At 32.7% G+C, this 13,602-nt stretch carries 14 protein-coding genes; 1 reads left to right on the forward strand and 13 read right to left on the reverse strand.

The annotated features are described in order from the left end of the window. Positions 1-21 precede the first annotated feature (21 nt). Positions 22-768, reverse strand: coding sequence for a lysophospholipid acyltransferase family protein (locus AC4FQX_RS06315; protein WP_491166832.1), 747 nt, complete (start codon positions 766-768; stop codon positions 22-24). 126 nt (positions 769-894) lie between these two features. On the opposite strand from AC4FQX_RS06315, the gene trpS reads away from it, so the two are divergent. Continuing rightward, positions 895-1,872, forward strand: a complete 978-nt coding sequence (gene trpS, locus AC4FQX_RS06320; protein ID WP_491166833.1) for a tryptophan--tRNA ligase — start codon at positions 895-897, stop codon at positions 1,870-1,872. Between the two features lie 237 nt (positions 1,873-2,109). Here trpS and AC4FQX_RS06325 read toward each other — a convergent pair whose 3' ends face one another. From AC4FQX_RS06325 to AC4FQX_RS06380, 12 genes are all read right to left on the reverse strand, one after another. After that, the gene (locus AC4FQX_RS06325) at positions 2,110-2,823 is read right to left on the reverse strand and encodes a 3'-5' exonuclease (protein ID WP_491166834.1); all 714 of its coding nucleotides are present in this window, start codon (positions 2,821-2,823) and stop codon (positions 2,110-2,112) included. Further along, a complete protein-coding gene (locus AC4FQX_RS06330; protein WP_491166835.1) occupies positions 2,798-3,970 on the reverse strand; it encodes a serine hydrolase domain-containing protein in 1,173 nt (390 codons plus the stop codon). The genes AC4FQX_RS06325 and AC4FQX_RS06330 overlap by 26 nt, the downstream gene beginning before the upstream one ends. Before the next feature lie 56 nt (positions 3,971-4,026). Further along, positions 4,027-4,503 carry a methylated-DNA--[protein]-cysteine S-methyltransferase gene (locus tag AC4FQX_RS06335; RefSeq protein WP_491166836.1) on the reverse strand — a complete coding sequence of 159 codons (477 nt, stop codon included), beginning with the start codon at positions 4,501-4,503 and terminating at the stop codon, positions 4,027-4,029. 327 nt (positions 4,504-4,830) lie between these two features. Continuing rightward, positions 4,831-5,643 carry a hypothetical protein gene (locus AC4FQX_RS06340; RefSeq protein WP_491166837.1) on the reverse strand — a complete coding sequence of 271 codons (813 nt, stop codon included), beginning with the start codon at positions 5,641-5,643 and terminating at the stop codon, positions 4,831-4,833. Positions 5,644-5,923: 280 nt separating this feature from the next. Continuing rightward, complete coding sequence (locus AC4FQX_RS06345) at positions 5,924-6,766, reverse strand: hypothetical protein (protein ID WP_491166838.1); 843 nt, start codon at positions 6,764-6,766, stop codon at positions 5,924-5,926. 56 nt (positions 6,767-6,822) lie between these two features. After that, on the reverse strand, positions 6,823-7,632 hold the full coding sequence (locus tag AC4FQX_RS06350) for a hypothetical protein (protein ID WP_491166839.1): 810 nt from the start codon (positions 7,630-7,632) through the stop codon (positions 6,823-6,825). A gap of 598 nt (positions 7,633-8,230) precedes the next feature. After that, positions 8,231-9,778: an aldehyde dehydrogenase family protein gene (locus AC4FQX_RS06355; protein WP_491166840.1), complete on the reverse strand. Its 1,548-nt coding sequence runs from the start codon at positions 9,776-9,778 to the stop codon at positions 8,231-8,233. 230 nt (positions 9,779-10,008) lie between these two features. Continuing rightward, positions 10,009-10,380, reverse strand: coding sequence for a c-type cytochrome (locus tag AC4FQX_RS06360; RefSeq protein WP_491166841.1), 372 nt, complete (start codon positions 10,378-10,380; stop codon positions 10,009-10,011). A 15-nt stretch (positions 10,381-10,395) separates the two neighbouring features. Continuing rightward, entirely contained in the window at positions 10,396-11,370 is a 975-nt protein-coding gene (gene hemB / locus AC4FQX_RS06365; RefSeq protein ID WP_491166842.1) for a porphobilinogen synthase, read from the reverse strand. Between the two features lie 70 nt (positions 11,371-11,440). Continuing rightward, entirely contained in the window at positions 11,441-12,346 is a 906-nt protein-coding gene (gene hemF / locus AC4FQX_RS06370) for an oxygen-dependent coproporphyrinogen oxidase (protein ID WP_491166843.1), read from the reverse strand. A 187-nt stretch (positions 12,347-12,533) separates the two neighbouring features. Further along, a complete protein-coding gene (locus AC4FQX_RS06375; protein ID WP_491166844.1) occupies positions 12,534-12,917 on the reverse strand; it encodes a hypothetical protein in 384 nt (127 codons plus the stop codon). After that, complete coding sequence (locus tag AC4FQX_RS06380) at positions 12,883-13,602, reverse strand: hypothetical protein (RefSeq protein ID WP_491166845.1); 720 nt, start codon at positions 13,600-13,602, stop codon at positions 12,883-12,885. Before AC4FQX_RS06380 ends, AC4FQX_RS06375 begins: the two co-directional genes overlap by 35 nt.

Genomic DNA, 13,602 nt, shown 5'->3' on the forward strand with positions numbered 1-13,602 from the left:
CCGCCAATGGCGGATGCTTTTTTATTCTTTAGAAACGGTTTTCAGGAGCTCATTATAAATAGTTATTCTGGTCTGATCTTTAAGTTCTTTTCTGTTTTTTTCTGTTTTTCCTTCTGTGGTAATAAAGGGGAGGATTTTAGCACGCATTCGTCCGGGATTTCCACTAAAAAAAGTATAGGAAAAACGTTTTTTATTATCAGGAAAAGCGATAGGTACGATTGGAATCTGATGGTCAATGGCCAGGCGGAAAGCGCCATCTTTAAATTCATCCAGTAGAATAGATTCATCATTAGGAACACCTCCTTCAGGGAAAATACAAATACTTAATCCTTGATTTAATCGTTGTTGTGCTCTGTTAAAAACATCTGTCCGGCTTTTAGAATTATTACGATCTACTAGTATACAGGTACGTTTATAAAAGAAACCAAACAACGGGATTTTTGCTAATTCTTTTTTCCCTACGAATACAAAAGGATTTTTCACTAAGATCAGCATTAACATAATATCGGTCATGGAAGTGTGATTGGCAACCAGCATATAGCTTTTTCCTTTTTCAAATTTTTGTTCTCTTTTTATTTTATAACGGAATCCCATTCCAAAAAGAATAAACCGCGCCCAGATACGAGCCATAACGAAAAACTGAGGATACCATTTTTCCGACAATATGGATATAAATAGAAAAGGAAACATTACAAGGATTGGTATAGCCATTAAGATATAGAACCAAATACGCCATAAAACCCAGAAAATAATTTTGAATAATCTCATTTGCAAATATAATTTTTTATGTCAAAAAAGTATATTTTATTCTTTTTTGAAAAGTCAAAAGTAAGGAATACGATAGAGAGTTTTTAATAAAAGGGTTAACTTTGCTTAAAATAGTATAATTTTAAAATGGCAAAAATACTTACAGGTGTACAAAGTACAGGAACTCCTCACTTAGGAAATCTTTTAGGGGCGATTATTCCCGCTATCGAAATGGCAAATAAACCGGAAAATGATTCTTTTCTTTTTATAGCAGATTTACATTCTGTTACACAGATTAAAGAGGGGAAAACATTAAGAGAGAATACATATAGTGTAGCAGCAACATGGCTTGCCTGTGGTTTGGATATAGACAAGGTTACTTTTTATCGTCAGTCTGACGTGACTCAAACAACAGAATTATCATGGTATTTAAGTTGTTTTTTTCCTTATCAGCGATTAACATTAGCACATTCTTTTAAAGATAAAGCGGATCGACTGGACGATGTAAACGCCGGTTTATTTTCATATCCGATGCTGATGGCAGCAGATATTTTATTGTATGATGCAGAATTTGTTCCTGTAGGAAAAGATCAGTTACAGCATATTGAAATTACACGTGATGTCGCGGCAAGATTCAATCATCAGATGGGTGAGACATTCGTTTTACCGGAATCATTTTTACAGGAAGAAACGAAGTATATTCCGGGAACAAATGGGGGGAAAATGAGTAAATCAGCTAATAATTATATTAATATTTTTCTGGATGATAAAGCACTGCGTAAGCAGGTAATGTCTATAGAAACTGATAGTACTCCGCTTGAAGAGCCTAAGAATACGGAAACCTGCAAAATATTTGCTATTTATAAATTACTGGCTAATGAAAGTCAGTTAGAAGAAATGAAAGTTAAATATGCAAATGTGAACAGAGATTTTGGGTATGGTCATGCAAAACAGGCTTTATTTGAATTAATAGTAGAGAAATTTGCTAAAGAAAGAGAACGATATACTTATTATATGAGCCATTTAGATGAAGTGGATGCTTTACTGAAAAAAGGTTCAGAAAAAGCAGCTGTAGTAGCAAATGGTGTTCTGAAAAGAGTAAGGGAGAAGTTAGGGTATAATTAATTTGAAAAACTAGTTGATTTAAAGATTTGAAAATATTCTATTCTGTAAAATTCGTCTGATTTTCCTGCTCTGCGAAGTCTCTGGCTTCGTAGGAGTGTCTAAAGGTCTCCTGACCTTTTAGTACCATAACACGGCTACAAAATCAGGAGACTTTGCAGAGCAGAGATCTTCATAAGCTCTCGAAAAATCCAATCATCGAAAAATCTAAAAAAGCGGCTCATTAACAGAACTGCTTTTTTAGATATGAATAATTTCTTCTTCGATTAACAAATCTTCTCTTCTCAGGCGCAGAAAAATCTGGGCGACTGCTATTGCATCTTTTTCGCAGTAGCGTATAATACGGTCAATATCTTTTTCTATATAATAAGTGTGGGCTACTTCACTTCCGTCAATATCATCTTTTGGGGATGGAATATTCAGGATATTGGTTAGTAATTTCAGAGAAGTAAAATGTTTATAATCTCCGAATTTCCATAACTCCAATGTATCTAGATGAGCTACTTCCCAAGGCTTTTTGCCAAACAGGTTTAGTTTATCGGGAATAGCAATTTGGTTGATAATCATTCTTCTGGCGATATAAGGAATATCAAATTCTTTAGCGTTATGTCCACAGAGTAAATGCTGAGGTTGATTAAAATGATTATTCAGCAGATTGCTAAAATCTTTTAATATTTTAGTTTCTTCGCCAAAAAAGGAAGTGACCCTGAAATGTCGGACATCTCCTTTGAACGTAAAGTAACCAACGGAAATACAGATAATCTTTCCAAATTCGGCCCATATTCCGGCCCGTTCATAAAATTCTTCAGCAGTAAACTGCTCTCCTCTTTGATATTTTGTTTTGACTTCATATAATTCTTTTTTCTCTTCTGTTAAAGCAGTATAATCTGCTTCTTCAGGAACGGTTTCAATATCCAGAAAGAGAATGTTATGGAGTCTGATTTTTTCGATCATTGTTTAGCATTTTGTAAGTTTCATCTATATATTCATAGAAGTCATCGCTATGAGGTCTTGAAGTAGATTGAAACCCTTTCAGATGTCCTAATCGTACAATAATTAGTTCGTCTTCCGGAATAACAATTACGAACTGACCGAGATGTCCTCTCATATAGAATATTTTTTTATTTAGATAATCACTTAACCACCATCCGTACCCATATTCGGGAGAAGAAGTAAATCTTGGGGCTATTGATTTTTCGATAAAGGTACTATCTAAAAGTTGTTGTCCATTCCAGTTTCCTTTTTGTTTGTACAGTTTTCCAAAACGGGCAAAGTCTCTTGCATTACTCGCAATACAACAAAATGCTTTTTCAATTCCTCCGGGATGGTCGATTTGCCATAAAGCATCATTTTCGGCTCCCATAGGCTGCCAGAAGTTTTTAGAAATATAATCAGTCAAATATTCTCCTGTTGCTTTTTCAATGACCATAGCTAATAACTGTGTATTTCCACTGAGGTATTTATATTGTTTTCCTGGTTCTTTAATTACTTTTAAACCTAATATTACCTTATTAAGGTTATCATCAAAATAAGCCCTGGTAGTGATCGAAAAAGGGCTGTAATAAGCTTCATCCCAATTTAAACCTGAAGACATGGATGACAGGTCTCCTACGGTCATTTTTGCAGCTAAATCGGTTGAGAATTCAGGGAAGAAATCACCTACAGGCTGATCCAGACTTTTAATTTTACCCTCCATAATTGCTTTTCCTAAAGCTGCTGAAACAACACTTTTTGCCATTGAAAAGGAATTGGATTTAGAATCTTTATTATAGTCTTCAAAATATTGTTCATGCCAGATACTGTCATTTTTAATGATTAGAAAGGCAACTGTTTTCAAATCTTTATGAATTTGCTCAAGGGTGGGAGTTTCTTTTACAGTATTATATTCTTTATGAATTGCCCAAGGCTGAGCGATTTTTGCTTTTTCAATAACTCTATTGTCAAATACTTTATAATCATCTAAATAAGCGGTTGAGTGCCCTTTAAGATAAATTGTTCTCACGGCTTTGAGAAGGTAATCAACATCAAAAATGTAAGCTAATACTATTATAAAAGCAAAAAAGATACAGAACCACAGTAGGAATTTTTTTAGAAATCTCATATTTTCAATTTTTAAAGTATTATTCTCTTTCGTTTTATTTCTTTGCTCTTTATTTTTCAGAATAAAGATTGTTGCGTTGATGGATTTTCATGTTCCAGTAACCATTTCTTTCTCCATAGACCTCCTGCATAACCGGTTAGTGAACCGTCTGTACCAATAACGCGATGACAGGGGATAATGATCCATAGTGGGTTTTTCCCGTTGGCACTTGCAACCGCCCGAATTGCTTTTATATCTCCGAGTTTTTTTGAAAGATCCAGATAAGACATAGTTTTCCCAAAAGGAATTTCCTGTAAGGCTTTCCATACTTTTTGCTGAAAATCAGTTCCTGAAGGATTTAATTTTAAATTGAAGTCGGCTCGGTTTCCTTCAAAATAATCTATTAGTTGTTGTACTGCATCTTGTAATATCTCAGGGATATTTTCTGAAATATCTATTTTAGGATCATTTAAAACAAGAATTTTAGAAATACCATATTGATCGCCCTCAATTTGAGTAATTCCTAATGGGCTTTTAATATATACAGTTTGCATAATCTAAAGATAGTAAAATAATAAAATCAGAGCTATTTTTTAATTAAATTATGATCCTGTAATAGATAAAAAATGACGATTTGTGGTTTTTTATCTATTTTTATTTTTAAAAAACATCCTGTTATATATGCCTATAATACATATTTATGATATTTGTTATGTTCTATAATCTTTTAATAAAAACAACATCAATAGCCTTGTTCTTTGGTTTTCCAGGAAACTTTATTGGTTAAAAGATGTGTTTATTTAAATTTTGATAGTGTTTTTCTCTAAAACAATAAGCTCAGATATTGTACACAAGCAGATAAAATGAATGTAATAATCTAACTAGATCTCTTCTATCAGTAGATAGGTTCCCAAAGAATTATTCGTAGATGCACCGGCTACTATTGTTCTTCTGTTATTTGAAGGTTTACCAGCGACTAAATGAAGTCTTAAAAATCTGTTTCCAGTAGAAAAAATAGCAGTTGGGTTAGTAACCCCTCCGTTTGAAGAAGTTTCAGTGGAAGATTCAGTATAACCATTTGTAGTCACAAAGTTAGAAGTTACAATATTTCCATTTTCATCTGTTAAGACAAAATAACTTGTGATATAAGTAGGGGTTTTTTGCTCGTCTGGAATCCCGATTATTCCTGTTACTTTAAAAATTCTTCCTGGAGGAAATTGCACATAATGGTTATTTTCAATGGTTATTAGTTCTGAGTTTAGTCCTCGTAATGTATTCCATATAATTTTATTGTTAGGACGTCCTCCACTATTATTATTAAGGATTTGAATAGATTGTTTATCTACTACAGCAAGGATTATTTCTTTTTCAGATTTAGGTTGCATTGGTTTCCACATTTCATCGTGACCGTCATAGAAATAATAACCCTGTCCATTAATTAGACTTGTTTGGCTATTTTTGTCTTTTGGTATTGATGTTACAAAAACGAAAGTTCCGTTATGTTTTGATTTTTCGTATAAAGAACTTCTTTCTTGTAATTCATTGCCTGTTAATCGCACACCTATTATACCTCCTGCTATTAAGGAGTCATTTTTCTTTATATCAAGTGTTGCATTAGGAATTGAGCCTTTTGTATTTATACCTACTTGATTTATATCTTCTTGATTTTGAGATTGGCAAAAGAAAGTTATCATTATCAATAATAATAGTACTATTTTTTTCATGTTTGTTTTAAATAAGATAAGGATTTTGTTTTTTTTTAATTTTTATAAAATGGTTTTATGTAAAAATATTGAGACAAATATATTTTATAGTGCTATCTTAATGTATTTGTAAAAACCATTTTACACGAATGAAAATCACACCATTTTATTTGTATTAAAGAGATTATTAAATTTTTTACACAAGTTTAATTAATTAGAATTTAGATTGTTATAACATCTTTAATCAGTATCGTTAAAGAATACAAAAAGATTAAAACTGCTCTATTAATAAATAGGTTCTCATTGTTGAGGGGGTATTTGTTTCAGGTGACCCAGACATAAATGTTGCTCTTCCATTTACAGGTTTTCGAGCTATTAATTTAAGTAGTACTGGTTTTCTGCCAGTAGAAAAAATAGCTACAGGGTTGGTAACACCACCATCTGAATAAGCTTCGTTGTAAGATTCAGTAAAACCATTAGTGTCTATGTCTAAATCAGAAGGGCTTCCATCTTCGTTTTCTAATATAAAATTAGTTAGTATGTAAGTAGGTACAGTAGCTCTACCGGAAGTATTAGTTGCGGAAATGCCAATTATTCCTGTTACTCTAAATGTTCTTCCTTCAGGAAATCTTATTCTGATGTTATCTGGTAAAAGTGTGATTAAGTCAGCGTTTTGTCCACGCAATGTATTCCATGTAATTTCAGTAGAGGAATTGCTATTTCCTTTTATTTCCTGAATACTTGTTTTATCTACAACAACAGAAATAAGTTCTGTTGTTGTGGCTATAGGAAACATAGGTCTCCATATTTTACTATTGGAATCATAGTAATAGTAACCACGTCTGGTAATTAACTTTGTTAGATAATTTGACTTATCAGGTAGTGCTGATACATAAACAAAAGTTCCATGCTGCTGTATTCCATATAAATCAGCGTCATGTTGTAACTCATTACCGGTTAGCTTAACACCTATAATACCTTCTGCCTTTAAAGGACTCGTTTCTTTTTCTAAATGGAGTGTTACGGCAGGATTTTTTATGTTTATACCTGTTTGGCTTTGACAAAAAAAAGGACTTATAGCGATAAATATAAAAAAGAAGGTGTTATTTCTCATACTTTGTTGTAATTGTTAAAATAAATGAAGTGCTTTATTAAAGCGGAATTAATAATTTATAGTTCTTGTATCAGCAAATATGATCCTAGAGAAAGAACAGTAGATGCACCGGCCATGTATGTTATTTTAGTAGGATCTCTGTTTAACATTAATTTGAGTAGTATCGGGGTTTCATTTGTGGTGAAAATAATAATAGGATTAGAAATGCCTCCATCAGAAACATTTCTATTAGAAGATGCACAGAAACCATAGGTATCAACAAAGGGTTTGATAATTTTTCCATCTTCACTTTGTAAAACAAAATAACTTGAAATATAAGTAGCACCTGACTGACCGTCAATACTAATCATTCCTGTAACTTTAAAGCTTTTTTCAGGTGGAAACTTTATAAAAGTACCACCTGTACCATTAATAAGCTCTATTGATTCTAGATTAAGTCCATCTAATGTATCCCATTTAGCAAAGGTATCTGATTGGATAATTTGTTTTTCTGCTTTATTTACAATTGCAATGATAGGTTTCCATTCTGTTTCAGGTTGCATTGGTCTCCATATATCATCTTCGGAGTCATAGTAATAATAGCCTGCTTTGGTAATTAAATGTAATTTTTTAGGAGGGGTTGGGGATGTTGGAGGCTCTGTTATATATAGAAAAACACCATCTTGTTTTTCTCCATAGAGATTACTTTTTTTTTGTAGTTGATCTCCTGTGTATCGGATTCCTATGATACCCTCTGCTTGTTTTTTCGTTAAATGTCTCTCTAAGTGAAAGGTTGCTTCAGGGGATCTGGTGTTTATGCCTACTTGTCCCTGAGCTTTATAAAGTAAAACATTAATAACAAAAAATAATAGTATTTTTTTTCTCATAGTTGTATACTGTGTATGTTTAAAAAAGAGTGGGTTTGCTGAAAACTTGAAATCAGCAGATTATTCAGATTTAATATAGAATTAAAAATAAAGTCTTACTATAACTTAAAAATAACCTAAAACAATTTAGCAAAAATACAGAAAAACAATTTATATAACAATAAAAGCAAACAATAAACACATTGTTTGCTATATTGATCTATAACAACAATAATTTTTAGATAAAAAAACAAAAATAAGTCTGTTTTTTTAGAAATTATTAATTCTCAATTGTTAAAATTTGAATTTTTTATTAGTATAAAATTTTCTGTAATATATTGGCTATAGTTCTGCTGATAATAATATAAGAGAGATAATCGATACAAATAAAAGTACTAAAAGAAACTGTTTTTATCTATTTAGATTAGACTGGATATGCTATAGTAAGGTAGAGGTGCATAAATGACAATTGTCTTATGGTTTATTGAGCTAAACGATAGAGAGTGTTTCTTGATTAGTTTTTTAGGTTTACAGTGGAGAGGTAATTGAAAATAAGAGTAGTTTCTTTATAGAAATTAAAGAAACTACTCTTATTTTTTTAGTGTAGGGTTATTTTTTATTAGAAAAAACCTAATCTTTTTTTATTATAAGAAATAAGCATATTTTTACTTTGGCTATAACTGTCTAACATCATTTTATGGTTTTCTCTTCCAATACCGGATTGTTTGTATCCTCCGAAAGGAGCTCCTGCCGGATAAGAATGGTATTGATTGATCCATACACGACCTGCTTTAATAGCTCTTGGGACTTGATAGATTTCATGAGCATCTCTTGTCCACAAACCGGAACCTAATCCGTATATTGTATCATTTGCTATTGCAATAGCTTCTTCAGTGGTTTTGAAAGTGGTAACGGCTAATACAGGGCCGAAGATTTCTTCCTGAAAAATACGCATTTTGTTATGTCCTTTAAAAATGGTTGGTTCTATATAAAATCCATTTTCAAGACCGTCTCCCAGTTCATTAGCATTTCCACCTGTAAGTAGTTCTGCGCCTTCTTCTTTCCCTATTTTGATATATTCCAGAATGGTTTTTTTCTGAGCTGCAGAAACCTGAGCGCCCATCATGGTTGTTTTGTCTAAAGGATTTCCTGTTTTTATTGCTTTTGTTCTTTCTACTACTCTTTTCATGAAAGCGTCACAAATATCTTCATGAACCAGTAATCTTGAAGGACAAGTACAGATCTCACCCTGATTTAAAGCGAAAAGAACGGCTCCTTCTATGGCTTTGTCCAAGAAATCATCATCTTTATCCATTACGGAAGGCATAAAAATATTAGGTGATTTTCCTCCTAATTCTAAAGTTACCGGAATAATATTTTTTGTGGCGTATTCCATTACCTGTCTTCCTACTTCGGTAGAACCAGTAAAAGCGGCTTTGGATATTCTTGGAGAAGTAACAAGAGGTTCTCCCAGTTTAGCGCCAGAACCGTTGATAACGTTGATAGTTCCTGCTGGTAATACATCTGAAATCACTTCCATTAAAACCATAATGGAAACAGGTGTATCAAACGCCGGTTTTAATATAATGGTATTACCCGCAGCCAGTGCCGGAGCAAGTTTCCATACTGCCATTAATATAGGGAAGTTCCATGGAATGATTTGAGCAACTACTCCGATAGGCTCTCTTACAATTAAGGATACAGTTTCAGAATCCAGTTCTGTCATAGATCCTTCTTCTGCTCTGATTACGCTTGCAAAATATCTGAAATGATCTATTGCTAACGGAATGTCCGCAGCCAGAGTTTCTCTTATTGCTTTTCCGTTATCTATTGTTTCAGCAGCGGCAATAAGTTCTAGTTTGGCTTCCATTGCGTCTGCGATCTTATTTAAAACTTTACTTCTTTCAGCCGGGGAGGTTTTGCCCCAGGTAACAAAAGCTTTTTCAGCTGCATCAATAGCTAATTCAATATCTTCTACTGTAGATTTAGCTACTTTAGTAAATACTTTTCCATCTATAGGAGATAGCACATCTCCATATTCTCCTTTTACAGGAGCTACAAATTTACCGCCAATAAAGTTATCGTAACAGTCTCTGAATTTAGGACGTGCTACTAAATTAGGATTGGCTGTTTCTTTTGGCTGAACAGTATCTGTAAATGAACTCATAATTTGTTTTGGTTAAAAATTAATATCTAAATATATCTTTATTTTTTTAGATTAAAAAAAATAAATAGAGATATAATTATTTTTTAACACACATAGATATGAAACATGAATTACTTTATTTTTTTTAATAATATAAAAGAGATTTTGTAAATGATATAACAGAATGGTTAAAAAAAGAAAACCTCATCTTGGAAAAGATGAGGTTTTACTCATAAAAAGGCATTAAGTAACTATTTTACCTGACTTAACATATAATTAGATAAAGCTTGTAATTCTTCATCTGTCATCATTTTAGTAATAGCAAAATTAGTTTTCATTATTTCATATTGTGATGAATCTACAATTGGATCACTCTCTCCTCTGAGAAATAATGTAATATCAGCGCCTTTCTTTTTATAGATTTCAGCAATTTCGATTGTACTTGGTCCAATTACTTTTCTATCTTTCAAATGACAGGAGATACAATTTCCTTTTCCTTCAAAAATTAGTTTTCCTTCATTAGCCAGAGGATATTCAGCAGATACCGGAACGGGTTCTGTTATTTCCTTTTTGCAACTAGCTAAAAGAAGAATTAGGAATACTGATTTGAGAAATAATTTCATAAAATGAATTATAACTTAAGAAATTAATTTAGCAGCATCTTTAGCAAAGTAAGTAGCAATTATATCTGATCCGGCACGTTTAAAAGCGATTAACTGTTCCATCATTACAGCATCATGATCCAGCCAGCCATTTTGTGCTGCTGCTTTTACCATTGCATATTCTCCACTTACCTGATAAACAGCTACAGGAACTGTTACTTCATTTTTGATTTCACGGATGATATCTAAGTAGCATAGTCCTGGTTTTACCATTACAATATCGGCTCCTTCATCAATGTCCATCTGAGTTTCTCTAATGGCTTCAATACGGTTACTGAAATCCATCTGGTATGTTTTTTTATCTCCAAAACCGGGTGCTGAATCCAGAGCATCACGAAAAGGGCCATAGAATGCAGAAGCGTATTTTGCACTGTAACTCATAATCCCGGTATTGATCAGACCGTCATCTTCCAGTGCTTCACGAATGGCAAGAATACGACCATCCATCATATCACTTGGGGCAAGAATATCGGCTCCGGCATGTGCATGTGAAAGACTCATTTCTGTTAAGGCAGCTACACTCTCATCATTTAAAATTAGTCCGTTTTCTACAATACCATCATGTCCGTAAGAAGAATAAGGGTCTAATGCTACATCAGTCATTACAATCATTTCAGGGACAGCATTTTTAACCGTTTTAATGGCACGTTGCATTAATCCGTTCGGATTAACCGCTTCTGTTCCTTTGTTGTCTTTTAAATTATCAGGGACTTTAACGAACAGTAAAACGGATTTAATTCCCAGTTTCCATAATTCTTTTACTTCTTTTTCCAGATTATCCAGACTTAGTCTGAAATATTCCGGCATAGACTGAATCTCTTCTTTTACTCCTTTACCTTCGGTTACAAATAGAGGAGCTACAAAATCATTTGGAGTAATAATGGTTTCACGTACTAATGAACGGATTGCTTCATTGGTTCTTAATCTTCTGTTTCTTCTTAGCGGATACATAATTTTTTAAATTTATTGCCAACATTTTACTGCTAACATGATTTATTATTCAGTGAATAAGAGTGTTATATTACTGCATCCAGTTTTTTGGATGCGTTAAAATAGTAATTAGTTTTTCTTCAGGGCTTCCTGGTTCAGGATGATGGTCATATACCCATTGTACATGTGGTGGCAGACTCATTAGTATGCTTTCAATACGTCCATTGGTTTTTAATCCGAATAAAGTTCCTTTGTCATGTACCAGATTGAATTCGACATAACGTCCACGGCGTATTTCTTGCCAAGTTCTATTTTCCGGAGTATAATTGTTTTTTTTTCTTTTTTCCACAATTGGAATATAAGCTTCAAGAAAACTGTTTCCTACTTCTGTAACAAAGTCATACCAATTTTCCATAGTCATATTATTAGAGGTCTTACAATGATCAAAAAACAAACCACCAATACCTCTTGCTTCGTTACGATGAGCATTCCAGAAATATTCATCACATTGTTTTTTGAATTTTGGATAGAATTCAGAATTATGTTTATCACAGGCCGTTTTACAAACCTGATGGAAATGAACTGCGTCTTCTTCAAATAAATAATATGGCGTAAGATCCTGTCCGCCACCAAACCATTGTTCTACAACGTTTCCTTGTTTATCATACATTTCAAAATAACGCCAGTTGGCATGTACTGTTGGTACCATTGGATTTTTCGGATGAATGACCAAGCTTAATCCACAGGCAAAGAAATCAACGTCTCCTACATTAAAATGCTGTTGCATTGCAACAGGTAGAGGTCCATGAACAGCAGATATATTGACACCACCTTTTTCAAAAACAGCTCCGTTTTCAATTACACGAGTTCTGCCTCCGCCACCTTCCGGACGTTTCCAGAGATCTTCACGGAAAACAGCTTTATCATCTGCCTTTTCTAAACCGGCTGTTATGGTATCCTGTAATTTCTCGATGTATTGATAGAATTTATTTTTCATTGTTTTTTCTTTTGTCTTCTTACAAGCTAAGACTCTATTTTAATCTTAAATTTTTTATTAAACAGATTATTGCTTTTATACCTAACAGGTTAAAAAAACCTGTTAGGAGAATAGGGCTCTTTTTTATTTTAAACATATATATCCTAACAGGTTTTTTTAACCTGTTAGGATATAATAATCTGTAAAGTTATACCTTAGCGTTATTTATTTTATTAAAAATATCAAAAGAAAAGGTTTTACTCTCCTGCTGAATATAACTGTATAATCCAACTGCTTTTTCTCTTAAAACGGTTCTGTGATCTTCGAGTTTATCTGATAAAGAGATAAGAAAATCTGCAAACAGTTCATAATTAGCCCAATCAAAAGATTTTTTATTAAGATAAGTAAGCAGTTGTCCTAAATCAAAATCTATTAAATTCTGAATATTCAGTTCCAGTATACTAAGTTGTTTTTCAACATTGTTTTTATCTGAATCATTCCATCCTTCCGGAACAAAACCTAATGCCATTAGTTGTGCTAATACATTATTAATTTTTTCATTCTGTTCGTCTCTTAATCCTTTGTTTAGCATGTTTGAGTTCTTTTTGATTAGAAATTTTATCCAGTATATTTGTTATTCTATCTATTCTTTTATTTTTTTGTTCGTTAGTTTCAGAGGAAGTCTTTATAATGAAAACTTCAATCGCAACTCCTGCTAAATAATAGGTCATTCCAAAAGCTAAAGCTACATGAGGAAAATCCAAAAATAATCCACCTGTGTTTTTTATAGAATTATATCCGGATAATTCTAAGAAATCTGGTGTTAAAGCAAACCGGGGTAGTATACCCTGTAAAAAAATAAAAATAAAAATCAATATTAAGTAAGTCATAGCTTTAAAAGCAGATATTCCGATATTTTCTCGTATCATTTTCGGAGAAACATTTGTAAAAGCAAATCGCATTCGGTTTAACACAGCAATAAAATACACATATAAAATGGTATTATCAGGCATCGTGGAACTAAACATAAAAGCAAAAAGAGCATAACCGGGAACAAAAATAAGCAGACTTACTTTTGTTGGGACAACAGACATAAATACTCCCGAATGTACCATAATGAATTCGAAAGCCATCAAATAAGCGATACTGAAAATATTTTCAGCATCGCTTACAGAAGGAGAAGTCCATAGTTCAAAGATCTGATAAGCAATAATAATATTGGTCAGAACAGAAACATATTCAAAGGGACGATTATATCTTTCAATTATGTTTTGCAT

It is taken from the genome of Flavobacterium sp. AK-301 (assembly GCF_058310215.1).

Excerpts from the sequence above, each read along its gene's own strand:
- AC4FQX_RS06315 (WP_491166832.1), bottom strand. The coding sequence starts at position 768 with ATGAGATTATTCAAAATTATTTTCTGGGTTTTATGGCGTATTTGGTTC.
- trpS (WP_491166833.1), top strand. The coding sequence starts at position 895 with ATGGCAAAAATACTTACAGGTGTACAAAGTACAGGAACTCCTCACTTA.
- AC4FQX_RS06325 (WP_491166834.1), bottom strand. The coding sequence starts at position 2,823 with ATGATCGAAAAAATCAGACTCCATAACATTCTCTTTCTGGATATTGAA.
- AC4FQX_RS06330 (WP_491166835.1), bottom strand. The coding sequence starts at position 3,970 with ATGAGATTTCTAAAAAAATTCCTACTGTGGTTCTGTATCTTTTTTGCT.
- AC4FQX_RS06335 (WP_491166836.1), bottom strand. The coding sequence starts at position 4,503 with ATGCAAACTGTATATATTAAAAGCCCATTAGGAATTACTCAAATTGAG.
- AC4FQX_RS06340 (WP_491166837.1), bottom strand. The coding sequence starts at position 5,643 with ATGATAACTTTCTTTTGCCAATCTCAAAATCAAGAAGATATAAATCAA.
- AC4FQX_RS06345 (WP_491166838.1), bottom strand. The coding sequence starts at position 6,766 with ATGAGAAATAACACCTTCTTTTTTATATTTATCGCTATAAGTCCTTTT.
- AC4FQX_RS06350 (WP_491166839.1), bottom strand. The coding sequence starts at position 7,632 with ATGAGAAAAAAAATACTATTATTTTTTGTTATTAATGTTTTACTTTAT.
- AC4FQX_RS06355 (WP_491166840.1), bottom strand. The coding sequence starts at position 9,778 with ATGAGTTCATTTACAGATACTGTTCAGCCAAAAGAAACAGCCAATCCT.
- AC4FQX_RS06360 (WP_491166841.1), bottom strand. The coding sequence starts at position 10,380 with ATGAAATTATTTCTCAAATCAGTATTCCTAATTCTTCTTTTAGCTAGT.
- hemB (WP_491166842.1), bottom strand. The coding sequence starts at position 11,370 with ATGTATCCGCTAAGAAGAAACAGAAGATTAAGAACCAATGAAGCAATC.
- hemF (WP_491166843.1), bottom strand. The coding sequence starts at position 12,346 with ATGAAAAATAAATTCTATCAATACATCGAGAAATTACAGGATACCATA.
- AC4FQX_RS06375 (WP_491166844.1), bottom strand. The coding sequence starts at position 12,917 with ATGCTAAACAAAGGATTAAGAGACGAACAGAATGAAAAAATTAATAAT.
- AC4FQX_RS06380 (WP_491166845.1), bottom strand. The coding sequence starts at position 13,602 with ATGCAAAACATAATTGAAAGATATAATCGTCCCTTTGAATATGTTTCT.